Below are 25851 nucleotides of genomic sequence, written 5' to 3'. Positions count from 1 at the left end.
GATCCTTGTGGATCTCTTTAGACGATCTATACGGGAGGGAGTCTAGGCCCTGGCCTCACAGGCGCACGCCCCCCGTGCGGGCACCGGTGCGCGCATCGGCGGCGGCCCCGCCGGACGCCCTCGCCCGTACCGGGGGATAACCCCACCGCCGCCTGACCTACGCACCCCATGGCGCGCCCCGCCGCTTCCCCGGCAGGCTGGACTCATGAACACCTCGCCCGCGTCCCGTCAGCCCGCCGCCCCCGCCCCGCTGCCACCCGTGCGCTTCGCGTACGACCGCGTGACGTGGCGGGAGATCGGGTATCTGCTGCTGAATCTGCCGGTGTCGATCATCGGCTTCGTCTACGTCGTGACGGTCGTGACGGTGGGCCTCGGCCTGTCGGTGACGGTGATCGGGTTGCCCCTGCTGGCGTACGGACTCGCCGGGTGCCGTTTGCTGGGGCGGGTGGAGCGGAGCCGGGCGCGCGACCTGCTGGGCGTGCACATCGACGAGCCGCGCCCGCTGAAGCGGGGCACCTTCGGTTTCCTGCCGTGGCTGTGGGCGTCGCTGAAGGACCCGGTGGCGTGGCGGCACGCCCTCTATTACGGCATCCGGCTGCCGTGGGGCATCCTCACCTTCACTTTGACGCTGGTCTCGCTGTTCGTGTTGTGGCCGGTGCTGCCGTTCCTGGCGCGCGGGCTGACGATGGTCGACCGGGCGATGGTCCGCGGGCTGCTCCAGCCGTCGGACGAGCTGGAGCGGCGGATCGAGGAGCTGGAGTCGGACCGCGGGGTCGTGGTCGACACGGCGGCGGCGGACCTGCGGCGCATCGAGCGCGACCTGCACGACGGCGCGCAGGCGCGGCTGGTGGCGCTGGCGATGGACCTCGGCCTGGCCAAGGAGAAGCTGCTGGAGGACCCGGAGGCGGCGGCCAAGATGGTGGGCGAGGCGCACGGCGAGGTGAAGGTGGCCCTTCAGGAGCTGCGGGATCTGGCGCGCGGCATCCATCCGGCGATCCTCACCGACCGCGGCCTGGACGCGGCCCTGTCGTCGGTCGCGTCGCGCTGCACGGTGCCGGTCGCGGTGACCGTGGACCTGCCCGCGCGGCCCGCGGAGGCGATCGAGGGGATCGCGTACTTCACGGTCTCCGAGCTGTTGCAGAACGTCAGCAAGCACAGCAGGGCACGGCACGCCTCGGTGGACGTGTGGCGCGCCGACGACCGGCTGATGGTGCAGGTACGGGACGACGGGCGCGGCGGCGCGGACGTGTCGGGCGGTACGGGTCTGGCCGGGCTCGGCGAACGGCTGCGGTCGGTGGACGGGCTCTTCGTGGTCAGCTCACCGGAGGCGGGGCCGACCGTGGTCACGGCCGAACTGCCGTGGCGCGACCGGGAGTTCCGCAAGGCCGGGGCCAGGCGCTGAGCGGAGCCAGGCGCTGAGCGGAGTCAAGCACCGCGCGGGGCGCTGGGCGCGGAAGCCGGGGCGGTAGGGCTAGCCCCACCCCCAAGACGCCGATCCGCACCATGGGGATGGGTGCACGCACCGGCCAGCATGGAGTCACAGAGAAAAGCAGAGAGGACGGACCGACCATGGCTTACGGCTTCCCGCCCGCCGAGCGCGCGCACGAGCGCGAGCGCGAGCACCGCCTGCCGACGGCGCTGCGCGCGCCGGTCGAGGCACGCGCCTGGCGCGAGTTCGCCTACCTGCTGATCAATCTGCCGATGTGCATCGTCGGCTTCGTCTGGACCGTGACGATGTTCTCGCTCGGCGCCGGGCTGCTGGTCACCTTCATCGGGCTGCCGGTGCTCGTGCTCGCGCTCGGCGGCTGCCGCGCGATCGGCGCCGTGGAGCGGGCCCGCGCGCGGTCGCTGCTCTGGCTGGACGTGGAGGACCCGCGGCCGGTGCGCGGCAGGAACGGCGGTTTCCTGTCCCGGCTCGGTGCGCAGCTCGGCAGCGGCGTCAACTGGCGGCACGCCGCCTACACCCTGGTCCACTTCCCGTGGGGGATCTTCACCTTCTCCGTCGCCATCAGCTTCTTCACGTACGGCTGGGGCCTGTTGACGTATCCGCTGTGGCGCTGGGTCTTCCCGGTCTACTTCGGGCAGGACGGCCTCCAGATGTACGGCGACGGGCACGGGCACGGCTGGTGGCTGCACACCCCGGCCGACATGCTGCTGTGCGTCGTGGTCGGCGGCGCGCTCGTACTGAGCAGCCCGTGGGTCTACCGGGGCATGGCGCACGTGGACCGGATTCTGGTGAGCGGTCTGCTCGGGCCTTCGCGGCTGGCGGAGCGGGTCACCGAGCTGGAGTCGGACCGCGGGGTCGTGGTCGACACGGCGGCGGCGGACCTGCGGCGCATCGAGCGCGACCTGCACGACGGCGCGCAGGCGCGGCTGGTGGCGCTGGCGATGGACCTGGGCCTGGCCAAGGAGAAGCTGCTCGAAGATCCGTCGGCCGGGGCCGTGATGGTCGAGGAGGCGCACGGGGAGGTGAAGATCGCGCTTCAGGAGCTGCGGGATCTGGCGCGCGGCATCCACCCGGCGATCCTCACCGACCGCGGGCTGGACGCGGCCCTGTCGTCGGTCGCGTCGCGCTGCACCGTGCCGGTCGCCGTGACCGTCGATTTGCCGGCGCGGCCGGTGCCGGCCATTGAGGGCATCGCCTACTTCACGGTGTCCGAGCTGCTGCAGAACGTCAGCAAGCACAGTGGCGCTTCGCGCGCGACCGTGGAGGTGTGGCGGGTCGGTGACCGGCTCATGATGCAGGTGTCCGACAACGGGCGCGGGGGCGCCGCCGTGTCCGGTGGGTCCGGGCTCGCCGGGCTCGCCGAGCGGCTCGACTCCGTCGACGGTGTCCTCGCCGTGGCCTCGCCGCCCGGTGGCCCCACCCACATCACCACCGAACTCCCCTGGCGCGTCTAACCCCTCCGGGCCGGTCCCCTTACCCCTCCCCGCGCCCCGCCCAAAACGGCTCGCCCCTCCAAGAGGCGGTCCGCCGATCTTTTCAGGGGCGCGGGGAACTGCGCGGCCCGCCCCCACCGGGCCTTCAGCCCGAAAACAACCGCGTCTGCCCCACCGGGGCCGCGCCCCTGAGAGATCGGCGTCCGCCCGGCAGGGGGCGGCTAGGTCAGGGTGAGGAGGACTTTGCCGCGGTTGGTGCCGGCCTGGAGGGCTTGATGGGCTTGGAAGGCCGCGGCAAGCGACAACTCGGCGGTGATGTCGAGCCGAATGGCTCCGGAGGCCAGGAGGGACAGGGCGGCGAGGGCGTGGCCGCGCAGAACGGCCGGGGCGCGGAGCGCGAGGTCGCGGATGGAGTAGCCGGTGAGAGCGCGGTTGCGCTCGGAGAAGGGGAGCACCGGCAGCGTGAGGTCGGGCTGCCGGGCAGCCTCGCCGTAGGCGACCAGACGGCCGAAGGGGGCCAGAAGGGAGAGCCCGGCCAGCCGCGTCCCCCCGCCGATGGGGTCGAGCAGCACGTCGATCTCGGTGCGGGCGGCGGCCAGCTCCTCGGCGAAGGTCTCGCGCAGCAGCACCGCGTCGTAGCCGAAACGTTTCGCGTACTCGGCCTTCTCGGCCGTACGGACCGTCCCGTACACGGCGGCGGCCCCCAGCGCGCGGGCGATCTGCGCCGCGACCGAGCCGACCCCGCCCGCGGCGGCGTGGATGAGGACGGTGTCCCCCGCGGTGAGCCGCGCGGCCCCGGCGAGCACCCCGTACGCGGTGGTGAGGACGAGCGCCGCCCCGCCCCCGTCCCGGAGGGAGATCCCGTCGAGCGGGAAGGCGAAGTCGGCGGGCGCGACCGCGTATTCGGCGTATCCGCCGCCGTCGGGCAGGTAGGCGGCGACGGGGTCGCCGACGGCGAGCCCGGTGACGCCCGCGCCGAGCGCGGCGATCTCGCCGGAGACCTCGAGGCCGGGCACGGCGATCCCGTCCGGCGGACCGTAGTCGCCGAGCCGGTGCAGCACCTCGCCGTGGTTGACGCCCGCGTACGCGACCTGGATCAGCACCTGCCCGGGGCCCGGTTCCGGGACGGGGATTTCCACCGGCCGGAGCACTTCCGGGCCACCGTTGACGTCGAATCCGACCGCGCGCACACGCTCTCCTCTTGCCTGTGAGCCGCTGACGCGCGACCCCCGCCGACCTTCCGGGCGCAACCTTGCCCACCGGAACCGTATTCCCCATCAGCGCGTCGTTGCTGGGATGCTGGGGAAGACAGGGTCGGATGTGGGGGGCTGGAACGGGTGGAGGACAGGGTGCGGGTGGTCATCGCCGAGGATTCGGTGCTGCTTCGGGAGGGACTGACCCGATTGCTGACCGATCGCGGTCACGATGTGGTGGCCGGCGTCGGTGACGCCGAGGCGCTGATCAAGGTCGTACGGGAGCTGGCGGACGAGGGCGCGGCCCCCGACGTGGTGGTGGCGGACGTACGGATGCCGCCGACGCACACCGACGAGGGGGTGCGGGCGGCGGTGCAGCTGCGCCGGGACCACCCCGGCGTGGGCGTGCTGGTGCTGTCGCAGTACGTGGAGGAGCAGTACGCGACCGAGCTGCTGGCGGGCAGCAGCCGCGGGGTGGGGTATCTGCTCAAGGACCGGGTGGCCGAGGTCCGCGAGTTCGTGGACGCGGTGGTGCGGGTCGCCGAGGGCGGCACGGCGCTGGACCCCGAGGTGGTCGCGCAGCTCCTGGGCCGCAGCCGCAAGCAGGACGTGCTGGCGGGGCTGACGCCGCGCGAGCGCGAGGTGCTGGGGCTGATGGCGGAGGGCCGGACGAATTCGGCGGTGGCCAAGCAGCTCGTGGTGAGCGACGGCGCGGTGGAGAAGCACGTCAGCAACATCTTCCTGAAGCTGGGCCTGGCGCCGAGTGACGGGGATCACCGTCGTGTCCTGGCGGTGCTCACCTATCTGAACTCCTGATCTGTTGACACTCTGTCTCACAGCAGACGCCTGACGGCGCGGGCCTCACGGGCACCGCGCCGTTACCTGCACATGCCACACACATGTCCGGCAGTCCGCAGGTCGGGGCCGCGCTCCCGCATCCACATTCCGGGACGTACGGGGAAGGCGACCCTTACCGACGTACGATGACCGGTGAGCCGCCGCCTCTAGGGAGGTCCGTTTCAGTGACCAGCCAGGTCAGCAGCAGCAGCCCCGTGCCCACGGAGCAGCCCGCGCATCCGCCGGTGATCGGCGATGTCCTGGGCGAACAGCGCAAACCGGCGAAAGAGACGAAACGCCTCGACCGGGTGATCATCCGGTTCGCCGGTGACTCCGGGGACGGAATGCAGCTCACCGGGGACCGTTTCACCTCGGAGACCGCGTCCTTCGGGAACGATCTCTCGACGCTGCCGAACTTCCCGGCCGAGATCCGGGCCCCCGCAGGCACCCTGCCGGGCGTGTCGTCGTTCCAGCTCCACTTCGCGGACCACGACATCCTCACGCCCGGCGACGCGCCCGACGTGCTGGTCGCGATGAACCCGGCCGCGCTGAAGGCGAACGTCGCCGACCTGCCGCGCGGCGCCGAGATCATCGTCAACACCGACGAGTTCACCAAGCGCGCGATGGCGAAGGTCGGATACGCCGCCAACCCGTTGGACGACGGGTCCCTGGAGGCGTACGCGATCCACCCGGTGCCGCTGACGACGCTCACCGTCGAGGCGCTCAAGGACAGCGGCCTGGCGCGCAAGGACGCCGAACGGGCGAAGAACATGTTCGCGCTCGGCCTGCTGTCGTGGATGTACCACCGGCCGACCGAGGGCACCGAGTCCTTCCTCCGCAGGAAGTTCGCCAAGAAGCCGGACATCGCGGAGGCCAATGTCACGGCCTTCCGCGCGGGCTGGAACTTCGGCGAGACCACCGAGGACTTCGCGGTCAACTACGAGGTGCAGCCCGCCTCCAGCGCCTTCCCCGCGGGCACCTACCGCAACATCTCCGGGAATCTGGCGCTGTCGTACGGCCTGATCGCCGCGAGCAGGCAGAGCGAACTGCCGCTCTTCCTCGGCTCGTACCCGATCACCCCGGCCTCCGACATCCTGCACGAGCTGTCCAAGCACAAGAATTTCGGCGTGCGCACCTTCCAGGCCGAGGACGAGATCGCCGCGATCGGCGCGGCGCTCGGCGCGTCCTTCGGCGGGTCGCTGGCGCTCACCACCACCTCGGGTCCCGGTGTGGCGCTGAAGTCGGAGACGATCGGGCTCGCCGTCAGCCTGGAGCTGCCGCTGCTGATCATCGACATCCAGCGCGGCGGCCCTTCGACCGGGCTGCCCACCAAGACCGAGCAGTCCGACCTGCTCCAGGCGATGTACGGGCGCAACGGCGAGGCGCCGGTGCCGATCGTGGCGCCCAGCACCCCGGCGGACTGCTTCGACGCGGCGCTGGAGGCGGCCAGGATCGCGGTCACGTACCGCACCCCGGTCTTCCTGCTCTCCGACGGCTATCTCGCCAACGGCTCGGAGCCGTGGCGGGTCCCCGACGTCCAGGACCTGCCCGACCTGCGGGTGCAATTCGCGACCGGGCCCAACCACACGGCCGAGGACGGCACCGAGGACTTCTGGCCGTATCTGCGCGACCCGGAGACGCTGGCCCGCCCGTGGGCGGTGCCCGGCACGCCCGGCCTCGAACACCGCATCGGCGGCATCGAGAAGCAGGACGGCACCGGCAACATCTCGTACGACCCGGCCAACCACGACTTCATGACCCGCACCCGGCAGGCCAAGGTCGACGGCATCAAGGTGCCCGACCTGATCGTGGACGACCCGGAGGGCGCCGCGCGGACCCTGGTCATCGGCTGGGGTTCGACGTACGGGCCGATCACCGCGGCCGTGCGCCGCATCCGGCGCGAGGGCGGCACGATCGCGCAGGCCCATCTGCGCCATCTCAACCCCTTCCCGGCCAACCTCGGTGAGGTCCTGCGGGCGTACGACAAGGTCGTGGTGCCCGAGATGAACCTCGGCCAGCTCGCCCACCTGCTGCGCGCCAAGTATCTGGTCGACGCCCGTTCGTACACGCAGGTCACCGGGTTGCCGTTCAAGTCGGAACAGCTCGCGAAGGCCCTCGTGGAGGAGAGTGCGAATGATTGAGGCGCTGTCGCTGGTGCCCAAGGCCGAGGCGAAGCAGTCCATGAAGGACTTCAAGTCGGACCAGGAGGTGCGCTGGTGCCCGGGCTGCGGGGACTACGCGATCCTGGCCGCCGTCCAGTCCTTCATGCCGGAGCTGGGCCTGGCCCGCGAGAACGTGGTGTTCGTGTCCGGGATCGGGTGCTCGTCCCGCTTCCCGTACTACATGAACACCTACGGCATGCACTCCATCCACGGCCGCGCCCCGGCCATCGCGACGGGGCTCGCCGCCTCGCGCCGCGACCTGAGCGTGTGGGTCGTCACCGGTGACGGCGACGCGCTCTCCATCGGCGGCAATCACCTGATCCACGCGCTGCGGCGCAATGTGAACCTGAAGATCCTGCTGTTCAACAACCGGATCTACGGGCTCACCAAGGGCCAGTACAGCCCCACCTCCGAGGTCGGCAAGATCACCAAGTCGACGCCGATGGGTTCGCTGGACGCGCCCTTCAACCCGGTGTCGCTGGCGATCGGCGCCGAGGCGTCCTTCGTGGCCCGCACGATCGACTCCGACCGCAAGCACCTCCAGTCGGTGCTGCGGGCGGCGGCCGAGCACGAGGGCACGGCGCTGGTGGAGATCTACCAGAACTGCAACATCTTCAACGACGGCGCCTTCGACGTCCTGAAGGAGCGCGAGACCGCGCAGGACGCCGTGATCCGGCTGGAGCAGGGGCAGCCGATCCGCTTCGGCGCCCCCGCCGAGGACGGTCTCGGTTCGAAGGGCGTCGTACGCGACCCGGCGACCGGTGACCTGAAGGTGATCGACGTGACCGTGGAGGGCAGCGCGGGAGTGCTCGTCCACGACGCGCACACCCAGTCCCCGACGACCGCTTTCGCGCTGTCGCGGCTGGCGGACGCCGACACGCTCCACCACACGCCGATCGGTGTGCTGCGGGACGTGACGCGCCCGGTGTACGACACGGAGATGTCGGACCAGCTCGAAAAGGCCGTGGTGCAGCAGGGCAAGGGCGACCTCGCCGGGCTGCTGACCGGGCGGGACACCTGGACCGTCGTCGGCTGAGGCACGGGACCGCACAAGGGCGGGGCGCGCACCCTCATCGGTGCGCGCCCCGCCCTCGTCCGTCTCTCCCGTGCTCACCGCGTGGTCCCGCTGTTGAACAGCGAGCGCGACCAGAGGTACCCGGCCAGGCCGATACCGGCGCACCAGGCGAGCGAGATCCAGGCGTCGTGGCCGATCGCCGAACCGGTCAGCAGCCCGCGCAGGGTCTCGGTAATCGGCGTGAACGGCTGGTACTCGGCGAACCAGCGCAGACCGGGGGACATCGAGTCGGCCGGTACGAAGGCCGAGCCCAGGAACGGCAGGAACTGGACGAGCAGCGGCTTGTTGCTCGCCGACTCGACCGTCTTGGAGATCAGGCCGAGCGCCGCCGACAGCCAGGTCACCGCGAAGGCGACGGCGGCGAGCAGCCCGGCCGCCGCCAGCCACTCCAGCGGGCTCGCGTCGGGCCGGAAGCCGACCGCGAGCGCCACGCCCATGACCAGCACGAGGCTGGTCATGGTCTGGATGACGCTGCCGACGACATGGCCGGTCATGAACGAGGCCCGCGAGATGTTCATCGTGCGGAAGCGGTTGATGATGCCCTCGGTCATGTCGGTGCAGACCGCGATCGACGTGGACATGGCCCCGGCGGCCACCGCCATGATCAGGATGCCGGGCGTCAGGTACTCCAGGTACACGCTCCGGCCGCCGCCCGCCCCGAGTCCGGCGCCGATCGACCCGCCGAAGGCGTACACGAACAGCAGCAGCATGAGGATGGGCATCGCGGCCGTGCCGAAGCCGACCGCCGGGTAGCGGATCGCGTGCTTCAGATTGCGCCGCAGCATCGTCGTCGAGTCGCGCACGGCGTAGGTGAGGGTGCTGCTCATCGCGAGGTCTCCTTGGGGTGAGGGGCGGAACCGTCGCCGGTCAGGGCGAGGAAGACGTCGTCCAGGTCGGGGGTGTGCACGGAGAAGTCGGCGGTACGCACGCCGGCGGCGTCGAGCCGGTCGAGCAGCGAGCGCAGCGCGTCGAGTCCGGCGTCGCCCGCCACGCGCAGGGCCAGCTCCCCGTCGTCGCGGACCGCGCCGGGGACGGCGGCGGCGGCCCGTTCGTACTGCTCGGGGTCGGTGAACCGCAGGCGTACGTGGCTGCCGGGGATACGCGCCTTCAGCTCGTCGGCGGTGCCCTCGGCGACGATCCGGCCGCCGTCGAGCACGGCGACACGGTCGGCCAACTGGTCGGCCTCCTCCAGGTACTGCGTGGTGAGGAAGACGGTGACGCCGCTCGCGACCAGTGACCGCACGGTGTCCCACATCGTGCGGCGGCTGCGCGGGTCGAGGCCGGTCGTCGGCTCGTCCAGGAAGATCACCTTCGGGTCGCCGACCAGCGTCATGGCCAGGTCCAGGCGGCGCCGCATGCCGCCGGAGAAGAGCGCGGCGCGCTGCTTGGCGACGTCGGCGATGTCGAAGCGGGCCAGCAACTCCTGGGCCCGCGACCGCCCTTCGGCCCTGCCGAGGTGCAGCAGGTCGGCCATGAGGAGCAGGTTCTCCTCGGCGGTGAGCAGGTTGTCGAGCGCGGCGAACTGCCCGGTGACGCCGATCGCGGCGCGGACGCCGTCCGGTGAGCCGGCCACGTCGTGGCCCGCGACCTGGGCGTGGCCGCCGTCGGCGGAGATGAGGGTGGACAGGATCTGCACGGTGGTGGTCTTGCCCGCGCCGTTGGGGCCGAGCAGCGCGAAGACGGTGCCCGCCGGGATGCGCAGGTCGATGCCGTCGAGGACGGTCTTGTCGCCGTAGGACTTGCGCAGGTCGGCGGTGGAGACGGCGGGCGGGCGCGGGTCGGCACCCTGAGCATTTCTGGGCATGGGCATGACAGAAGAAGGCATGGAGCTCTCCCGTTTCGGGGCGTGGTGAGAGGAGCGGGGTGGGGGGTGCGCGGTGAAGGATGCGCGGTGCGCGGTGAAGGGTGGGCGATCGGCGGTGCGCGGTGAAGTGGCCCGGTGCGTCGGGCCGTACGTGGCGAGGGGGGCGGGCGGGTCAGCCGCGCGCGCGGAGGATCTCGATGTTGCCCCAGTTGGTCCTGGCGCGGACCGAGACGGTGTCCTCGCTCTGGCCGGGGGCCTCGGAGGCGGGGAGCCTGTTGCGCACCTGCCCGTGGCTGGAGCTGACGTCGAGCCAGGCGGCGGTGCCCTCGCGGACGCCGACCTCGATGGGGCCGTTGGAGGTCTCCAACTGGACCTCGCCGCGTACGACTTCGGCGACGCGCAGGTGGCCGTTGGACGTGGTGCCGGTGACCGACGCCTCGGCGCGCGCGATGTCGATGCCGCCGTTGGTGCCGCTGACCCGCAGTTCGCCGGTGACGGCGGCGAGGGTCGTGGTGCCGTTGGAGTTCTTCAGCACGGCGGTCCCGTCGACCGTGCCGATCCGCAGACTCCCGGAGCTGGTGGCGATCTCGGCCGGGCCCTCGACCCGGTCCACGGTGACGCTGCCGTGCGACACGGCCAGATTGAGCGGCCCGGTCGTGTCGAACCGCACGTCGCCCACCGAGACCTTCACCCGCACCTCGCCGAGCCTGCCCTCGCCGTGCACCTGCGCCCACGCGCCGGTCACCTCGACCGCCGAGCCCGTGGGCAGTTCGACCGCCACGTCCACGGCGCCCGAAGGCCCGATGAGGCGGCGGCCCTTGGGGGTCCTGATGGTCAACAGGCCGCCGGAGTAGCGCACTTCGGTCTGCTCCGCCGCCTTGACGTCCTGGTCCCGCTTCGGGTCGCGGGGCCGTACCTCCACGAGGGTGTCGAGGCGGTCCTCGGCCGTGAACTGGATCGATCCGGCTTCCACGGTGCTCGTCACCGAGATGGGTTCCGGGGTGTCGAAGGGGGTGAAAGAAGGCATGGTTGTCCCGTCCTCTTGGGTCGTTGTGACGTCTCCGCAGGTGGGAGGCGGTGGGCTTCTCGCGCTTCTCGCGCTTTTCGCGCTTTTCGCGCTTTTCGCGCTTCGCGGCTAGCGGACCCAGCCCTTGAAGCTCTGTCCGACGGTTCTGGTGGTACGGGTCTTCTCCGTCGTACGCGGCTGGCCGCCGCCGTCGCCGACCGCCGCCGAGACGGCTCGCACCAGCCAGGAGTTGACCGACAGGCCCTCCCTGGTCGCGGCCTCCTCGGCCCGCGCCTTGAGGTGGCCCGGCAGTCGCAGATTCACCCTGGCGGTGCCGCTGTCGTCGCCCTCGACCGGTGCGGGCGGCGCCGGGGCCTGCGCCTGTGCCGGGGCCTCCTCCTGCGCGTACGGCCGCGTCACCACGAAGTCCGGGTCCAGGCCCCGGAGCCGCACGTCCACCGAGCCCGGTGCCAGGTCCCGCGTGATCTCGTCCATGGCCGCCGACAGCACATTCAGCATCGTCAACCGCGTCGCCGACTCCAACGGTGCCGTCAGGCGCTCCGCCAGCTCCCTCGCTTCTTCGCCTCCGGCTTCGGCGGCCACCGCCAGCTCGCGGCGCAGATTCTCGACATACGGCGTCAGGTCCATGACGCCATAGTGGCACCACCCTGGCACCACCCGCAACCCCCTCCCTGACACCACCCTGGCACCACGTGACACCACCCCCCACCCAAGGGCTTGCTTCCAGGTGCGCGGAGAACTGCGCGCTCACCGGCCCCAGCGGGGCAGACGCGGTTGCGTTCGGGCTGAAAGCCCGGCGGGGGCGGGCCGCGCAGTTCCCCGCGCCCCTCAAAAGACCGGCCCACCGCCCCGGTGCGTTCACGCCACGCAAGGGCCCGTCTTCAGGGGCGCGGGGAACTGCGCGACCAGCCACGACCATGGCACCGCCAAAAAACCGGCCCACCGCCCCGGTGCGTTCACCACACGCAAGGGCCCGTCTTTAGGGGCGCGGGGAACTGCGCGCTCAGCCACGACGGTGGCACCGCCAAAAAACCGGCCCACCCCCCCAGTGCGTTCACGCCACGCAAGGGCCCGTCTTCAGGGGCGCGGGGAACTGCGCGACCAGCCACGACGGTGGCACCGCCAAAAAACCGGCCCCAGCGGGGCAGACGCGGTTGTGTTCGGGCTGAAAGCCCGGTGGGGGGCGGGCCGGGCAGGGCCCCGGCGAGTCTTAGAGGGTCGGCGAGCCGACCGGGGAGTGGGCGGCGTCGTAGGCGGTGCGGGCGGAGAGGACGGCGGGGACGGCGGCAGCCGTCCAGACGGAGAGGGCGCGGACCTGACCGGCGGCCTCACGGCCGAGAGGGGTGAGGGAGTAGGTGACGTGCGGCGGGATGACGGGCAGAGCCCGGCGAAGGACGAAGCCGTCCCGCTCCAGCGTGCGCAGCGTCTGGGTGAGCATCTTCTCGCTGACCCCGCCGACGGCCCGCCGCAGCTCACTGAAGCGCAGCACCGCCCCGTCGAGCAGCTCGCACAGGACAAGAACCCCCCACCGGGAGGTGACGTGTTCGAGAATGAGCCGCTCGGGGCAACTTACGTCCATGTCGGTACCTTACTTCAAGGTGGGTACTTTCCAAGAGTTAGTGCCCGGCGTACGGTGGAGCCGAAGACACCGGACCACCGCAAACAGGGAGCAAAAAGACATGAGCATCGTCGTCACAGGAGCCACCGGGCACCTCGGCCACCTCGTCATCGACGAGCTGCTCAAGCAGGTCCCGGCCACGGACGTGGCCGCCGTCGTGCGGGACGAGGCCAAGGCCGCCGACCTGGCGGAGCGCGGCGTGGAGCTGCGGATCGCGGACTACAACCACCCCGAGACGCTGAAGGACGCCTTCCACGCGGGCGACAAGGTGCTGCTGATCTCCGGCAGCGAGGTCGGCCGCCGCATCGCGCAGCACAGCGCCGTCGTGGACGCGGCGGCGGCCTCGGGCGTGGCGCTGCTGGCGTACACCGGCATCCTCGGCGGCCCGGACGCCGACCTGAAGCTGGCGGACGAGCACAAGGCGACCGAGACGTACATCCTGGCCTCGGGCCTGCCCTACGTGTTCCTGCGCAACGGCTGGTACAGCGAGGTCCAGACCGAGAATCTGGCCCCGGTCCTGGAGCACGGCGCCGTCATCGGCAACGCGGGCGACGGCCGGGTCGCGAGCGCGGCCCGCGCCGACTACGCCGCCGCGGCCGCCGCCGTCCTGACCGGTGAGGGCCACGAGAACACGGCGTACGAGCTGAGCGGCGACACGGCGTGGAGCTTCGCCGAGTACGCGGCACTGGTCGCCGAGCTGACCGGCAGGGAGATCACGTACAAGAACGTCCCGGCCGAGACGCGCCAGTCGATCCTCGAAGGCGCGGGCGTCCCGGCGGACTTCGCGGCCATCCTGGTCGACGTGGACCACGCCATCGAGCGCGGCCTGCTCGCGCGCACCAACGGCGAGCTGTCCCGGCTGATCGGCCGCCCCACGACCCCGATCCGCGAGACCCTGGCCGCCACCCTCAAGGACACGTCCAAGGACACGCCCAAGGCGTGACCCCGGCCTGACCCGGCCTGACCCGGCCTGACCCGGCCTGACCCGGCCTGACCCGGCCTGACCCCGGCGGCCTGCACCACCCCCGCACACGACAGAGGTCCCCGGCTGTTCCGGCCGGGGACCTCCCCCGTTCACGCCCCCGCCCCGGAGCGTTGCTTGTCTTCGCGGGACGGCGCGTCCTCGTGAACAGACGGCGGGCGGCCTCGACGCAGCGCCCCGAGGACCCCACCGTGACCACGGCCACCGCACCGCCGCACCCGCGGAACCCGCCGCGCCTGGACATCCAGGGGCTGCGCGCCGTCGCGGTCACCCTCGTCGTCCTCGCGCACGCGGGCGTCGGCGCGGTCGCGGGCGGATACGTCGGCGTCGACGTCTTCTTCGTCGTCTCGGGCTTCCTGATCACCTCGCTGCTGACCCGCGAGTCCCGCGCCACCGGCCGCATATCGGTCAGGGACTTCTACGCCCGCCGCGCGGTGCGCCTGCTGCCCGCCGCGACCCTCGTCGTGCTCTGCACGCTCGCGGGCTGCCGGCTCTTCCTGTCGAAGATCCGCTTCGCGCAGTACGCGGGGGACGCGCTCGGCAGCTCGCTCTACGCCGTCAACTTCCGGCTGGCCGCCGCCGGTACGGACTACCTCGGCGCGAGCGAACCGCCCTCCCCCTTCCAGCACTTCTGGTCGCTGGCGGTGGAGGAGCAGTTCTATCTGCTCTGGCCGCTGCTGCTCGTCCTGTGCCTGCGGTGGCGCCGCCGCCCCGCGCTCCCGGCGGCCCTGGCCCTCACCGCCCTCAGCGCGGCCTCCTTCGCGCTGAGTCTCGCCCTCACCCGCTCCTCCCCCTCCTGGGCCTACTTCGGCTCCCCCGCCCGCTTCTGGGAGCTGGGCGCGGGCGCGCTGCTCGCCCTCGGCGCGCACCGACTGGCCCTCCGAGCCCCCCTCGCGGCGGCCCTGAGCTGGGCGGGCCTGACCGGCATCGTCGTGGCCGCGCTGACGTACGACGACGCCACGCCCTTCCCCGGCCGTTACGCGCTCCTGCCGGTCGTCGGCACCCTCCTCGTCCTCGCGGGCGGCCGATCCCCCGGCCCCTCCCCGACCCACGCCCCCGGCTCCTCCCCGGCCCACGCCCCCGGCCGCTCCCCGACCCGCACCCCCTCCCCCGCCCGCTACGGCGCCCAACTCCTGCTCGCCCGGCGGCCGGTCGCCCGGCTCGGCGGCCTCTCCTACGGCTGGTATCTGTGGCACTGGCCCCTGCTGGTCATCGGACCCGCGGCGCTGAACACCGCGCCCTCCACCGGTCTCGCCCTCGCCCTGTGCGCGGTCGCGCTGGCGCTGGCCTGGGCGACGCTGCGGCTGGTGGAGAACCCGATACGGTTCCACACCGCCTTCCGCCGCCGTCCGGCCCTGGCGCTGCGGCTCGGCGGCGGCCTGTCGGCGGGCGCCGCGGTGGCCGTGCTGACCGCCGCCCACTTCCCGCCCGCGGTCGACTCCGGCAGACCCGCGCCCGACCTGCGGCGGGAGCTGACGGCGGCGCGCGACCCCGCGCTGCGGCTCGGGCAGCTCCTGCGGACCTCGGGTCCGAGCCTGCCGAGCAATCTCACCCCGCCCCTGGCCGAGGTCAAGCCGGTGCGCTCGGCGGTCTACCAGGACGGCTGCCACGCGGGCTACGCGAGTACCAGCACACCCCCGTGCGTCTACGGCGACCCGTCCGCGGCAACCACCGTCGTCCTCTTCGGCGACTCGCACGCCGCCCAGTGGTTCCCCGCGCTCGACCGGCTGGCGCGCGAACGGCACTGGAAACTGGTGTCGTTGACGAAGGCGTCGTGCAACGCCGCGACGGTGACGACCGTTTACCAGGGCGGCCCCGCCGTCTGCGACACCTGGCGCCGCGCGGCGGTCGCCCGGATCGCCGCGCTCCGCCCCGGTCTCGTCCTCGTCTCGTCCTCGGACGCGGGCCGCCCGCTGCACCCGGCCGCCGATCCCGTACGGCAGTGGACGGACGGCTTCCGCGCCACCTTCACCGCGCTCTCGGCCTCGGGCGCGCGGGTCGCCGCCCTGCTCGACACCCCCTGGCCCGCCTCCGACGCCGTCGAGTGCGCGGCGGCCCACCCGCTGCGGCTCGGCCACTGCGCGAGCCGGCTGCCCGACGCGCTCCGGGACCCGGCGCGGCAGGGCGCGGTACGGGCGGCGGCGACGGCGGCCGGCGCCGCCGTGATCGACCCCGCGCCCTGGCTGTGCGCCACGGACGGCACCTGCCCGGTGCTCGCGGGCGACACCCTGGTCTACCGCGACGACAGCCACATGTCCGAGACGTACGCCGAGGCGCTGGCCCCGGTCCTCGTCCGCCGCCTCACCGCCCTCCTGCCGTAAGGCGGTCCCGCCCGGCCCCGGCCACCGTCCTGTCATGACCGTGGAGCGGAACGGACATGACAGGCCGGGGCGGCTGCCGCTACCGTCGTCACGTCGCGCGCCGACGGCGGGTCGTACGGCCGGGGCGGTACGGGAAGGGGTCGGGATGAACGAGCGGCGCGCGGGACTGGTCTACGGCTTCGCGGCCTACGGCATGTGGGGCCTGTTCCCGCTGTTCTGGCCGCTGCTCGAACCGGCGGGAGCGCTGGAGATCCTGGCCCACCGGATGGTGTGGGCGCTGGTGGTGGTCGCCGTGATCCTGCTGGCGATGCGCCGCTGGGCGTGGATAACCGAACTGGTCAGGCAGCCCGGGCGGCTCGGCCTGATCGCCGTCGCCGCCGTCTTCGTCTCCGCCAACTGGGGCCTGTACATCTGGGCCGTCAACGCGGGCCATGTGGTGGAGGCTTCACTCGGCTACTTCATCAACCCGCTGGTCACCATCGCGCTCGGCGTCCTCGTCCTGCACGAGCGGCTGCGCCCGGTGCAGTGGGCGGCGGTCGGCGTCGGCGCGCTGGCCGTCGTCGTCCTCACCGTCGGATACGGGCGGCTGCCGTGGATCGCCCTCTCGCTCGCCTTCTCCTTCGGCGTCTACGGCCTGGCGAAGAAGCAGATCAACATGGGCGGCCTGGAGTCGCTGGCCGCCGAGACCTCGGTGCAGTTCCTGCCCGCGCTGGTCTTCCTCGTCGTGCTCGGCGCGCGCGGCGACTCGACCTTCACCCACCACGGCCCCGGCCACGCCGCCCTGCTGGCCGCCTGCGGCCTGGTCACGGCGGGGCCGCTGGTCTGTTTCGGCATGGCGGCGACCCGGCTCCCGCTGTCCACCATCGGCCTCATGCAGTATCTGACGCCGGTCTTCCAGTTCCTGATCGGCGTGCTCCACTTCCACGAGGAGATGCCCCCCGAGCGCTGGGCCGGTTTCCTGATGGTGTGGGCGGCGCTCGTCCTGCTCACCTGGGACGCGATCAGGGGCGCACACCGCGGGCGTACGGAAGCGCGCGCGGCGCGCCAGGCCCCGGCGGTCGTGGAGTCCCCGGAGGCGACCGACTCCCCGCTGCCCGGCTGAGCCGTACGGGCGAGCGACGACATCCACTCGGGTGACACGGACACCGCCGCCGATTGGGTGATCTGACGATGGGTCATGCGAAGGACGTACTGGTCCGGCGGTCAGGCGCCGGGCCGCCCGAAGTGCAGGAGAACGCGTCGTGCGCATGCCGGCCAACAGACTCACCACGAGAACGGCCCGGGGGCTGGCCGCGGCGGCCACGGCCGCCGTCATGATCCCGCTGGCCGCGAGCCCGGCCGTGGCGGCGGGCTCCGCCTACGGGAGCTGGAGTCCCGAGGTGCTGCACGTGCCCGTGACCGGCTTCCCCGACGCCACCTTCAGCACCGACAGCAGCTCGCCGTCCATCCCCGGCGGCACCTCGACCTTCCTCAACGGCTCCACCCCCTTCGGCGCCGAGTACGGCAGCTCGCGCGGGCAGAACTACCTCGCCCTGCGCCCCTCGACCGGCGGCACCAACGGCCGGCCGTCCCTCACCACCGTCACCTTCGCCGCCGCCACCCCGGTCGGCTGGGGCTTCACCCTCGGCGACATCGACGCCGACCAGGTGCGGATCAGCGCGACCGGCGCGGGCGGTGTACGGCTGACGGCGGCGCAGCTCGGCTTCCAGTCGACCTTCAACTACTGCGTGGGCACGCCGAAGCCGTCCTCGTGCGGCTCCGGCCCGAACACCGACGTGCCCACCTGGGACCCCGCGACCTCGACGCTGCGCGGCAACGTGCTCGACACCAACGGCGCCTCCGGCTGGTTCCGCCCCACGGCCCCGGTGACCTCGGTCTCCTTCACCTACAGCGTGCTCAGCGGATCGCCGGTCTACCAGATCTGGATGGCCGCCCCGGACGCCGACATCAGCGGCACGGTCGCCTCGGACTGCGGCATCCCGCCCGGCACGTCGGTACGGCTGCGCACCGCGACCGGCGCCCCCGTGCTCGACAGCGCGGGCCAGCCGGTGGCGGCGGCCGTCGACGCCGACGGCGCGTACTCCTTCTCCGGCGTGGCCACCGGCCGCTTCCGGGTCGTGCTGCCGGTGCCCGCCGGGTACACGGCGACCGGCGCGACCAGCCGTACCGCCGACACCTCGGGCGGTGACGTGCGCGGCGCCGACTTCCGGATCGGCTGTACGCCCGAGCCCGCGCCGCCGGTGACCGTCCCCGAGAACGGCGGCCCGGTCCGGGTCCCGGTCACCCCCGACCGCGCGCCCCACACCCCGGTCACCGTCCCCGAGCCGCCGGACCACGGAAAGGTCGCGGTCGAGGGAGACCACCTCGTCTACACGCCCGACAAGGGCTACGCGGGCAAGGACTCCTTCATCTACAAGGTGACGGCGAAGGACGGGCAGCCGAAGTTCGTGAAGGTGAGTGTGGACGTCACCAGGCCGAAGCCGACGCCGACGCCGCCCAGGCCGCACCCCGCTCCCCCGGCCAACCACCCGCAGCCGCAGCAGACCGGCCCCGAACTGGCCGCCTCGGGCACCGACGGTCCCCTCGCCATGGTCGCGGGCGGCCTCGTCGCCGCCGGGGCCCTCGCGGTGACCGCCACCCGCGCGCGGAAGCGCCGCCGCTGACCCCTGCCTTCGTGTACGGCTCCGCGCCCGCCGGTACGGTTCCCGGCGGGCGCGGTCACGTTCACCCGCGCGTCACCGCCCGAGGCCGCACTCCGCCCAGACCATCTTCCCGACGCCGTCCCGCTCCCCGACGCCCCAATGCCCGGGCCCCGCGACCGCGTTGACCAGCGCGAGCCCGCGCCCGTCCTCGTCGCTCTCCGCCGCGACCCGTGGCTCGGGCCGCCCGTCCCCCGCGTCGTGCACCTCGATCCGCACACCGCCCGGCGTCCGCACGTACCGCGTCTGCACATCGCGCCCGGCGACCCGCGCGTGCACGACGGCATTCGTGAATAACTCCGACAGGATCAACACGGCGGAATCCGTGAGGTCTTCCAGTCCCCAGCCCTTGAGGGCCGTTTCCAGTTCGTGCCGCGCCCGCCCCACCGAACGCGGCGTACGCGGCCACAACCGGGCGACCGTTCGGGATTCGGCACCGGGCGGCTCGCCCGCCGATTCGTCGGACTGTCCAGGTGGTTCTCGGTGCATGGCCGTGCCTTCCCTCGTCGCCGAATCCCATTGACGTCGGGGCCCCCTTGTCGCCACGTCGGGGGCCCCGACGGAGGACTCACCCGGGCGCCCACGGGGAGTGGCGCCGCACGGGGGTCCTCGCCACCCGTCGCGGGGCGCGGCACCCACGCGACGGGAATCGGTACGTACTTGGCAGCGCCAAGCACCGCGCCGCATCGCGGTGCGAAGTAGCGCGTAGTACGAGAGTAGGCACGGAATTGGCCGCGCCGCAACCAGAACAGGCGCACGCGTGCAATCCGGTGCGTCAACGGCGTCGCGTGGCCCTAGAGTTGTGCCCGGTACGTGACCGGGCGTGCCGAGGAGGGAGCCGACCCATGCCCGCAGGGGGACGGCCGACCGTGCGCAGCAGGCGACTCGGGTCGGCCCTGAAAAAGTACAGAACCGCAGCTCAGCTCGATCAACCACAGGCCGCCGAGGTGATCGCGGTCAGCGCCAGCAAGATCAGCCGCATCGAAACCGGCCACATCAGCACCCGCGTCATCGAACTGCGCCTGCTCCTCGACGCGTACGGCGTGACCGATCCCGAAGTGCGTTCTCGGCTCGAAGAGTTGGCCAAGGGGTCGAACCGGCGCGGTTGGTGGCTGGAGCACGCTGCGCACCTACGCGCGGACTACTTGGACCACATCTCGCTTGAGGATGACGCGACGTACATCCGCGAGTGGCAGCCCAACCTGATCCCCGGACTGCTCCAAGTCCCCGCGTACGCGGAGGCGGTGATCACAAGTGCTCCGCACTTCATCGACCCGGAGCGGGTCTCGCAGCTCGTCAAGGTGCGGCAGGACCGCCAGGTAAAAATCGACGAGGTCGAGGGCTCGGCGAACTACACGGTCATCATCTGGGAACCGGTGATCATCCACTCGATCGTCAAACCCGAGGTCTACCAACAGCAATTGGCCCATATTCTTGAGGTCGGCCAAAGGCAGAACGTGACGCTACAGGTGCTATCGATTTCAGCCGGAGTCAAGGCGTCAATGCCCGCCGCGTTTTCGAGCTTCTCCTTCGACAGCGAACCCGTGGTCGAGGCAGTCACGTTGGACAATCTCCGGGGGGCCTCCATCCTGGAAGCCGCCGAGGATTTGACCGCTTACGCTCTCGCATTTGATCAACTACGATCGGCAGCACTGGCCCCGGATGCAAGCGCGCGGCTCATCCGAGGCGCACTACAGAGAAGCAAGGACGACACAAAGTGACCCCTAAGGTAATAGGGCCCTTCCGGAAGTCCTCGTACTCCGGGGCGGAAAACAACTGCGTGGAGGTCGCCGCCACGGCCGGCGGAGGGCGGGCCGTGCGGGACAGCAAGGACCCGGCCGGTCCGAGCCTCTACTTCACGCCCACCGAGTGGACCGCCTTCCTCGCGGGTACGCGAAACGGCGAGTTCGCTCACTAAGGCACCACGCGCCACGCGAAGGCCCCCGGAGTCGCCACCGGGGGCCTTCGCCATGTCGGCGGGCCAACGGCATGCTGCCGTCGACCAGCGCGCGGAAGTACGGATTGTTCAGGACCCCGGTATCGGCGACGACGCGTTTGGCGTGCGCCGTCACCAACGGGGCTGCGGGCGCCCGCAGATGGGTGGTCACCGCTGTTCCCCTGGCAGGGCTCCCAGGAGGCGGTGGCCCCGGTCGGCCGGGTCGGTGCCCGAGCCGTCGGTGTCGATGACGAGCACTGGGGGCCGCTGAGCGGGCCGGGTTACGGCATCAGGTGGGCGCTTGAGGGGTGAGCGTGTGCTGGAGGCGGGTGATGGTCGCCCGCCAGGGGCCGTCAGGGGGCTCGTCCCAGAGCTCCAGCAGCTCGGAGGGTTCGGTGACGACCCGGTCCAGGGCCCTGAGGGCCGTGGACCGCAGCGGTGTGAGGTCCGCGAGCGGCCGCTTCGGCCCGTAGTCGGGGTCGATGGGCTCACCGCCGGGGCACTGGGCGGCGACCAGCGCGGCGGCGGCGACGGCCTCTTCGGAGATGTCCGCGTCGAGGTCGCCCGTCGTGTCGATCACGCGGACGAGGGCGTCGCGGACGATGCCGGGGCGCGCCTCGGGGCTCGCCTCGTCGAGGGTGTCGCTGAGGTCCCACGCGGTGTCGTTGTCGAAGGGGCCGACGTGCCAGGTGCCCATGTCCTTCTCCCGCCGCTCAGACGGCCGCCGCGCCCAACGCCTCCGTCAGGGCGCTGAGGGTGGGGCCGAGGGGCAGGTCGAGGGTGAGCGCGGCCAGATCGTCGCCCCTGGTGGGGCCCTGGTTGACGATCGCCACCGGGGTGCCCTGGCGGGCGGCGCGGCGGACGAAGCGCAGCCCCGACATCACGGTGAGGGACGAGCCCAGGACGAGCAGGGCGGGGGCGGCGTCGACCAGGGCGAAGGCGCGGTGGACCCGCTCGGGCGGCACGTTCTCACCGAAGAAGACCACGTCCGGCTTGAGCGTGCCGGTGCCGCAGACCTCGCAGGGCACGAGCCGGAACCGCTCGGTGCTCCCCGCCGGGAGTTCGGCGTCGCCGTCCGCGTTGGTGTGGGCGACGGCGGTGGCGCGGAAGCCGGGGTTCGCCTCGTCCAGGCGCTCGTCCAGCCGCGTACGGTCGCTGAGGTCGCCGCAGTCCAGGCACACCACCCGGTCCAGCCTGCCGTGCAGGTCGATCGCCTCCGCCGTACCGGCCGCCGCGTGCAGCCCGTCCACATTCTGCGTGATCACCCCGGTCACCGCGCCCGCCCGCACGAGCCGCGCCACCGCCCGGTGCCCGTCGTTCGGCAGCGCCCGCGCGATCGTCCGCCACCCGAGGTGGCTGCGCGCCCAGTACCGGCGCCTGGCCGCCTCTTCCCCGACGAACTCCTGATACGTCATCGGCGCCGACGTCCGCCGCCGCCCCGTCACCCCGCGGTAGTCCGGAATCCCCGACTCCGTCGACAGCCCCGCCCCGCTGAGCACCACGGCCGGCCGCCCGGCCAGGAACCCGGCCAGCACGTCCACGCCTTCCCCCAGCCCCCTGCCGACCCCGGTCTCCATACCGGCAGCGTACGCCCGCCTGACGGGCGCTAGGGGCCTGTCCTAGGCCGTCACGTCGCGGGTGGTGAAGCGGGCCCAGGCGGCCGAGCCGAAGACGGCGGCGTAGAGGGCCTGGAGGCCGAGATTCTTGGCGATGCCGGTCCAGGTGACGGGGTCGCGGAGGATGTCGGCGAAGCTGAGCCAGTAGTGGGGGAAGAGGTAGGGCTGGAAGGCGTGGAGCTGGGGGATGTTGTCGATGATCTGGACGGTGATGAGCAGGCCGACGGTGGCGGCCATGGCGCCGATGCCGCTGTCGGTGAGGGTCGAGATGAACAGGCCCAGCGCGCCGATGCCGACCAGGGAGGCCGCGACCAGGACCGCGATCAGCAGGCAGCGCAGCATGCCGTCCGAGAGCGGGATCGTCGTGCCCGACAGCAGCGTGACGTCTCCGACCGGGAAGAGCGCGAAGCCGACGATCAGCGCCGAGACGGCGACCACCAGGGTGGCCGCCAGGCAGAAGGCCAGCACGGACGCGTACTTGGCGAGCAGCAGGCGGGTGCGGCCCGCCGGGGCCACCAGCAGATAGCGCAGCGTGCCGCCGCTGGCCTCGCCCGCGATCGAGTCGCCCGCGATCACCCCGATCGCCATCGGGAGGAAGAACGGGAGCGTGGCCGCCAGGGCGGCGAACGTCAGGAACAGGCCGTTGTTGCTCACCTGCTCGATGAACGCCGGGCCGTTGCCGTTCCCGTCCGGCCCGCCGCCCCCGCCGAGCGACCCCCCGTTACGCGTCTCGATCCGCACCGCCACGCCGACCAGCAGCGGCACCCCCGCCAGCACCGCGAACAGCGCCAGCGTCCGCCACCGCCGGAACACGGTGACCAGCTCCGACCGGAACAGCCCGAAGGTCCAGAGCAGCCGGGGCGTACGCGGCCCGGACGGCGGCTCGGTGGCCACGGTGCCCGCGGCGGCTCCGGCTTCGGTCCCAGGGGGATCGGTGGCGGGCCCGGAGGGCCGGGCGGCGGGCTCCGGGGGCGATGCGGCCTCCGGGCCGGCCGGGCCCGGGGCGGGGGTCGGCTCAGGTCGCGGCCCGGTCGCAGGCCGGTTTTGGTCGACCGCAGGCCGGTTCTGGTCGGCGCTCGAAGCGGTCGGCTCCGTTTCAGCCCGCGACATCGAAACCCTCTCCTGTCAGGGCGACGAACGCGTCCTCCAGGGAGGCGCGTTCGAGGCCGAAGCCGCGGACGCGGACGCCCGCGGCGACCAGCGCGGCGTTGAGGTCGGCGAGGTCCGGCGGGTCGGGGGGCAGTTCGCCGCTGACGCGTTGGCCGTCGGTGAGGAGGGCGCCGACGCCCTGGTCGGTGAGTACGCGGGCCGCCTCCGCCGGGTCCGGTGTGGTGACGACGAGCCGCCCGCGCGTACCGGCCGCGAGGTCGGCCACCGGCCCCTGCGTGAGGAGCCGGCCGCGCGCCATGACGGCCGCGTGCGTACAGACCTGCTCGATCTCGTCCAGCAGGTGCGAGGAGAGGAAGACGGTGGTGCCGTCGGCGGCCAACTCCCTTACCAGGGAGCGGATTTCGCGCATGCCCTGCGGATCGAGCCCGTTCGTGGGCTCGTCGAGGACCAGCAGCTCGCGCGGCTGGAGCAGGGCGGCGGCCAGTCCGAGCCGCTGCTTCATGCCCAGCGAGTACGCCTTCGCCTTCTTCGGGCCCGCCGCCGTGAGCCCGACCCGGTCCAGCGCGGAGCCCACCCTGGCCCGGCGCGTACGCGGGTCGGCCGTCGGGTCGGCCGCGTCGTACCGCAGCAGATTGTCCCGGCCGGACAGGAAGCCGTAGAGGGCCGGGCCCTCGATCAGCGCGCCCACCTTGGGCAGCACCGTGCGCTGTGCGCCCGGCATCGGGCGGCCCAGCACCCGCGCCGTGCCCGCCGTCGGCGCGATCAGGCCCATCAGCATCCGGATCGTCGTCGTCTTCCCCGAGCCGTTGGGGCCCAGGAAACCGAAGACGCTGCCGCGCGGCACCCGCAGGTCCAGGCCGTCCACGGCGAGCGTGCCGCGGTACCGCTTCGCGAGGCCGCGCGTCTCGATCACCACGTCGGCGGCGTCCGCCGCGGGCACGGTCACCGCGTCGTACGCGCTCGGCCCGTTCGGCCCGGCGGCCTGCGGCTGCTGCATCGCGCTCCTCTGCGACGGGGACTGGGAAGTGTACGGCGCACGCCGCGCCCGGCCGGAACTCCCGGCTCCGGGCCTGGGCCCGGACCCGCTTCCGCCCGCGCCCGGTGGGTGCCCCCCCGGACGGGGACGGGCACCCGCCGACTGGCGTGCGAGCGACGCTACTTCGCCGCGTTCGCCGCGTTCGCCGCGTTCGCCGCGTCCATCAGCGCGGACTGCGTCACCGCGCCCACGTACAGGGTGCCCTTGTCGGTCAGGAGGGCGTTGACCAGGCGGGTGTGGAAGACGGTGCCGGAGCCGAAGTCACCGGTGACGTGCCGCCCGAAGCTGTTGAGCAGGGACTGGGCGTCGCCGCCGCCCTTGCCGTGCGCGTTCTTGTCGGCGCCGGAGGGCAGGCCGCCGGGCGACGTGATGACGGCGATGGAGTCCCAGCCCTTGCCGATGACGGTGGGCTCGCCGCCGGAGGTGTGACCGGTGCCGTTGACACCGTCGAAGCCGGGCAGGCCGGTGACACCGTCAAACCCCTTCTGGCCCTTGGTGACGGCGTCGGACTCCTTGCCGGCCTCGGTGACCTTCGTGCCCTTGGGCGGGGTGAAGGTGAAGGTCGACGCGGACGGCTTGCCGAAGCTCACCTTCGTGAAGCCGATGTCCACGATGGCCTTGCCGCCGCCCTTGGGCGAGAGCGTGAACTTCAGCGGGACGCCGGTCTTGGAGTCGACGGCGATACGGATCGCGCCGACCGTGGTCTTGTCCGCGTGCTGCGGGGTGACCAGGAGTTGGTACGCGCTGTGGCCCGCGACGCGCGCGGTGCCGTCCACGGTGACCGAGGCCGTACCGTCGGCGGCCTTGAGCACCTGCTGGGCGGCGGCCTGCGGGGTGGCCGGGAAGTCCTGGGACCGGGCCCTGCTGTCGGCGCCGCCCTTGGCGTCGGCCGGGGCGGTCGCGTGATACGCCTCGTTGGACCCGCTGTCGTAGCCCCAGACCTCGGTGCCGTTGTGGATCAGGCTGTACTCGGCGGTGGGCTCGATGATCGAGACCTTCTGCCGGTCGGGGCCGTCCGCCGCCACGTGCAGGGTGTGCGAACCGGCCAGGAGCTGGGTGAGCTGGGCCTGCGGGGCCGCGGCCGAGCCCTTGCCGTCCTTGCCGGACGGGCCCGCGGCGCTCGCGGCGCCGCCGAACAGGCTGCTCGCCGCGCCGCCGGACAGGACGTCGGGCAGCCCGAGGTCCGTACTGACCTTCACCGAGCCCGACACCGTCTGGGTGTCGGACGCCGCGACCTTCGTGAGCAACTGCTCCGCCGTCAGCGTGGGCAGCGACGGGCTGCCGGTGTCCGCGAGCGCGGGTACGAGGCTGATGGTCGCCGCCGCCACCCCCGCCACCGCGACGGGCACCGCGTACCGCATGGCCTTGCGTCCCCGCCCCCTGCCGGGCTCGTCCGATTCCGGGTGCTCCGGAAACTGTGCCGGTTGGATCCGTGCCATCGCGTCTCTACCTCCGTCGTCGCGGCGGTTCACTGCCTCGCACTCGTCCGCTCCCCGGGCCATTGTCGCCCGGTCCGCCGTGAAGTGGACGTCTCCATCACACCAAAACGGCCAAC

Annotated in this window: 23 protein-coding genes; 11 read left to right on the top strand and 12 right to left on the bottom strand. The window is 72.4% G+C overall.

The annotated features are described in order from the left end of the window. Positions 1-205: 205 nt before the first annotated feature. Both ACFZAM_RS29215 and ACFZAM_RS29210 read left to right on the top strand, forming a co-directional pair. Positions 206-1402 (top strand): sensor domain-containing protein, encoded by a 1197-nt coding sequence (locus ACFZAM_RS29215; RefSeq protein WP_355340354.1) that lies wholly within the window; start codon positions 206-208, stop codon positions 1400-1402. 167 nt (positions 1403-1569) lie between these two features. Beyond that, positions 1570-2901, top strand: coding sequence for a sensor domain-containing protein (locus tag ACFZAM_RS29210; protein WP_391050404.1), 1332 nt, complete (start codon positions 1570-1572; stop codon positions 2899-2901). 200 nt (positions 2902-3101) lie between these two features. Here ACFZAM_RS29210 and ACFZAM_RS29205 read toward each other — a convergent pair whose 3' ends face one another. Next, positions 3102-4070, bottom strand: coding sequence for a zinc-binding dehydrogenase (locus ACFZAM_RS29205; RefSeq protein WP_391050403.1), 969 nt, complete (start codon positions 4068-4070; stop codon positions 3102-3104). 159 nt (positions 4071-4229) lie between these two features. Here ACFZAM_RS29205 and ACFZAM_RS29200 point away from each other — a divergent pair, with 159 nt between their 5' ends. From ACFZAM_RS29200 to ACFZAM_RS29190, 3 genes are all read left to right on the top strand, one after another. Beyond that, a complete protein-coding gene (locus ACFZAM_RS29200) occupies positions 4230-4889 on the top strand; it encodes a response regulator transcription factor (protein ID WP_355340363.1) in 660 nt (219 codons plus the stop codon). A 206-nt stretch (positions 4890-5095) separates the two neighbouring features. Next, positions 5096-7051, top strand: coding sequence for a 2-oxoacid:acceptor oxidoreductase subunit alpha (locus ACFZAM_RS29195; protein ID WP_391050402.1), 1956 nt, complete (start codon positions 5096-5098; stop codon positions 7049-7051). Then, the gene (locus ACFZAM_RS29190) at positions 7044-8108 is read left to right on the top strand and encodes a 2-oxoacid:ferredoxin oxidoreductase subunit beta (RefSeq protein ID WP_355340369.1); all 1065 of its coding nucleotides are present in this window, start codon (positions 7044-7046) and stop codon (positions 8106-8108) included. Before ACFZAM_RS29195 ends, ACFZAM_RS29190 begins: the two co-directional genes overlap by 8 nt. A gap of 74 nt (positions 8109-8182) precedes the next feature. Here the strand turns inward: ACFZAM_RS29190 and ACFZAM_RS29185 are convergent, their stop codons facing one another. The 5 genes from ACFZAM_RS29185 to ACFZAM_RS29165 form a co-directional block, all read right to left on the bottom strand. After that, entirely contained in the window at positions 8183-8974 is a 792-nt protein-coding gene (locus ACFZAM_RS29185; RefSeq protein ID WP_391050401.1) for an ABC transporter permease, read from the bottom strand. Continuing rightward, positions 8971-9957, bottom strand: a complete 987-nt coding sequence (locus ACFZAM_RS29180; RefSeq protein ID WP_391050444.1) for an ATP-binding cassette domain-containing protein — start codon at positions 9955-9957, stop codon at positions 8971-8973. The genes ACFZAM_RS29185 and ACFZAM_RS29180 overlap by 4 nt, the downstream gene beginning before the upstream one ends. 166 nt (positions 9958-10123) lie before the next feature. Beyond that, a complete protein-coding gene (locus ACFZAM_RS29175) occupies positions 10124-10978 on the bottom strand; it encodes a DUF4097 family beta strand repeat-containing protein (RefSeq protein ID WP_355340375.1) in 855 nt (284 codons plus the stop codon). Positions 10979-11086: 108 nt separating this feature from the next. Beyond that, positions 11087-11605 carry a toxin-antitoxin system HicB family antitoxin gene (locus ACFZAM_RS29170; RefSeq protein WP_391050400.1) on the bottom strand — a complete coding sequence of 173 codons (519 nt, stop codon included), beginning with the start codon at positions 11603-11605 and terminating at the stop codon, positions 11087-11089. Positions 11606-12188: 583 nt separating this feature from the next. Then, positions 12189-12557, bottom strand: a complete 369-nt coding sequence (locus ACFZAM_RS29165; protein WP_391050399.1) for a winged helix-turn-helix transcriptional regulator — start codon at positions 12555-12557, stop codon at positions 12189-12191. Positions 12558-12657: 100 nt separating this feature from the next. On the opposite strand from ACFZAM_RS29165, the gene ACFZAM_RS29160 reads away from it, so the two are divergent. The 4 genes from ACFZAM_RS29160 (at position 12658) to ACFZAM_RS29145 (ending at position 18562) form a co-directional block, all read left to right on the top strand. Next, a complete protein-coding gene (locus ACFZAM_RS29160; protein WP_391050398.1) occupies positions 12658-13539 on the top strand; it encodes an NAD(P)H-binding protein in 882 nt (293 codons plus the stop codon). 230 nt (positions 13540-13769) lie between these two features. Then, a complete protein-coding gene (locus ACFZAM_RS29155; RefSeq protein ID WP_391050397.1) occupies positions 13770-15899 on the top strand; it encodes an SGNH hydrolase domain-containing protein in 2130 nt (709 codons plus the stop codon). 145 nt (positions 15900-16044) lie between these two features. Beyond that, the gene (gene rarD / locus ACFZAM_RS29150) at positions 16045-17001 is read left to right on the top strand and encodes an EamA family transporter RarD (protein WP_391050396.1); all 957 of its coding nucleotides are present in this window, start codon (positions 16045-16047) and stop codon (positions 16999-17001) included. Positions 17002-17146: 145 nt separating this feature from the next. Continuing rightward, the gene (locus ACFZAM_RS29145) at positions 17147-18562 is read left to right on the top strand and encodes an Ig-like domain-containing protein (protein ID WP_391050395.1); all 1416 of its coding nucleotides are present in this window, start codon (positions 17147-17149) and stop codon (positions 18560-18562) included. Positions 18563-18634: 72 nt separating this feature from the next. Here ACFZAM_RS29145 and ACFZAM_RS29140 read toward each other — a convergent pair whose 3' ends face one another. After that, the gene (locus ACFZAM_RS29140) at positions 18635-19087 is read right to left on the bottom strand and encodes an ATP-binding protein (RefSeq protein ID WP_355340396.1); all 453 of its coding nucleotides are present in this window, start codon (positions 19085-19087) and stop codon (positions 18635-18637) included. 356 nt (positions 19088-19443) lie between these two features. On the opposite strand from ACFZAM_RS29140, the gene ACFZAM_RS29135 reads away from it, so the two are divergent. After that, the gene (locus ACFZAM_RS29135) at positions 19444-20319 is read left to right on the top strand and encodes a helix-turn-helix transcriptional regulator (RefSeq protein WP_355340399.1); all 876 of its coding nucleotides are present in this window, start codon (positions 19444-19446) and stop codon (positions 20317-20319) included. Next, positions 20316-20516 carry a DUF397 domain-containing protein gene (locus ACFZAM_RS29130; protein WP_355340402.1) on the top strand — a complete coding sequence of 67 codons (201 nt, stop codon included), beginning with the start codon at positions 20316-20318 and terminating at the stop codon, positions 20514-20516. Before ACFZAM_RS29135 ends, ACFZAM_RS29130 begins: the two co-directional genes overlap by 4 nt. 307 nt (positions 20517-20823) lie before the next feature. On the opposite strand, the gene ACFZAM_RS29125 is transcribed toward ACFZAM_RS29130, so the two are convergent. The 5 genes from ACFZAM_RS29125 to ACFZAM_RS29105 form a co-directional block, all read right to left on the bottom strand. Next, positions 20824-21231 carry a DUF4259 domain-containing protein gene (locus ACFZAM_RS29125; protein WP_391050394.1) on the bottom strand — a complete coding sequence of 136 codons (408 nt, stop codon included), beginning with the start codon at positions 21229-21231 and terminating at the stop codon, positions 20824-20826. Positions 21232-21247: 16 nt separating this feature from the next. After that, on the bottom strand, positions 21248-22111 hold the full coding sequence (locus tag ACFZAM_RS29120; RefSeq protein WP_391050393.1) for an NAD-dependent protein deacetylase: 864 nt from the start codon (positions 22109-22111) through the stop codon (positions 21248-21250). 42 nt (positions 22112-22153) lie between these two features. After that, entirely contained in the window at positions 22154-23044 is an 891-nt protein-coding gene (locus ACFZAM_RS29115) for an ABC transporter permease subunit (protein ID WP_391050392.1), read from the bottom strand. Positions 23045-23246: 202 nt separating this feature from the next. Beyond that, positions 23247-24257 (bottom strand): ATP-binding cassette domain-containing protein, encoded by a 1011-nt coding sequence (locus ACFZAM_RS29110; RefSeq protein WP_391050391.1) that lies wholly within the window; start codon positions 24255-24257, stop codon positions 23247-23249. Between the two features lie 158 nt (positions 24258-24415). Further along, positions 24416-25735, bottom strand: coding sequence for an outer membrane lipoprotein carrier protein LolA (locus ACFZAM_RS29105; protein ID WP_391050390.1), 1320 nt, complete (start codon positions 25733-25735; stop codon positions 24416-24418). Positions 25736-25851: the final 116 nt, after the last annotated feature.

The organism is Streptomyces sp. NPDC008079, from assembly GCF_042957385.1.
Taxonomy (GTDB): Bacteria; Actinomycetota; Actinomycetes; order Streptomycetales; family Streptomycetaceae; genus Actinacidiphila.
The sequence above is the reverse complement of the archived record's forward strand: the minus strand, read 5'-3'. Positions and strand labels throughout refer to the sequence as shown.

Coding starts and splice junctions, on each gene's coding strand:
- ACFZAM_RS29215 (WP_355340354.1), top strand. CDS start 206: ATGAACACCTCGCCCGCGTCCCGTCAGCCCGCCGCCCCCGCCCCGCTG.
- ACFZAM_RS29210 (WP_391050404.1), top strand. CDS start 1,570: ATGGCTTACGGCTTCCCGCCCGCCGAGCGCGCGCACGAGCGCGAGCGC.
- ACFZAM_RS29190 (WP_355340369.1), top strand. CDS start 7,044: ATGATTGAGGCGCTGTCGCTGGTGCCCAAGGCCGAGGCGAAGCAGTCC.
- ACFZAM_RS29185 (WP_391050401.1), bottom strand. CDS start 8,974: ATGAGCAGCACCCTCACCTACGCCGTGCGCGACTCGACGACGATGCTG.
- ACFZAM_RS29180 (WP_391050444.1), bottom strand. CDS start 9,957: ATGCCCATGCCCAGAAATGCTCAGGGTGCCGACCCGCGCCCGCCCGCC.
- ACFZAM_RS29175 (WP_355340375.1), bottom strand. CDS start 10,978: ATGCCTTCTTTCACCCCCTTCGACACCCCGGAACCCATCTCGGTGACG.
- ACFZAM_RS29170 (WP_391050400.1), bottom strand. CDS start 11,605: ATGGACCTGACGCCGTATGTCGAGAATCTGCGCCGCGAGCTGGCGGTG.
- ACFZAM_RS29165 (WP_391050399.1), bottom strand. CDS start 12,557: ATGGACGTAAGTTGCCCCGAGCGGCTCATTCTCGAACACGTCACCTCC.
- ACFZAM_RS29160 (WP_391050398.1), top strand. CDS start 12,658: ATGAGCATCGTCGTCACAGGAGCCACCGGGCACCTCGGCCACCTCGTC.
- rarD (WP_391050396.1), top strand. CDS start 16,045: ATGAACGAGCGGCGCGCGGGACTGGTCTACGGCTTCGCGGCCTACGGC.
- ACFZAM_RS29145 (WP_391050395.1), top strand. CDS start 17,147: ATGCCGGCCAACAGACTCACCACGAGAACGGCCCGGGGGCTGGCCGCG.
- ACFZAM_RS29140 (WP_355340396.1), bottom strand. CDS start 19,087: ATGCACCGAGAACCACCTGGACAGTCCGACGAATCGGCGGGCGAGCCG.
- ACFZAM_RS29135 (WP_355340399.1), top strand. CDS start 19,444: ATGCCCGCAGGGGGACGGCCGACCGTGCGCAGCAGGCGACTCGGGTCG.
- ACFZAM_RS29125 (WP_391050394.1), bottom strand. CDS start 21,231: ATGGGCACCTGGCACGTCGGCCCCTTCGACAACGACACCGCGTGGGAC.
- ACFZAM_RS29120 (WP_391050393.1), bottom strand. CDS start 22,111: ATGGAGACCGGGGTCGGCAGGGGGCTGGGGGAAGGCGTGGACGTGCTG.
- ACFZAM_RS29110 (WP_391050391.1), bottom strand. CDS start 24,257: ATGCAGCAGCCGCAGGCCGCCGGGCCGAACGGGCCGAGCGCGTACGAC.
- ACFZAM_RS29105 (WP_391050390.1), bottom strand. CDS start 25,735: ATGGCACGGATCCAACCGGCACAGTTTCCGGAGCACCCGGAATCGGAC.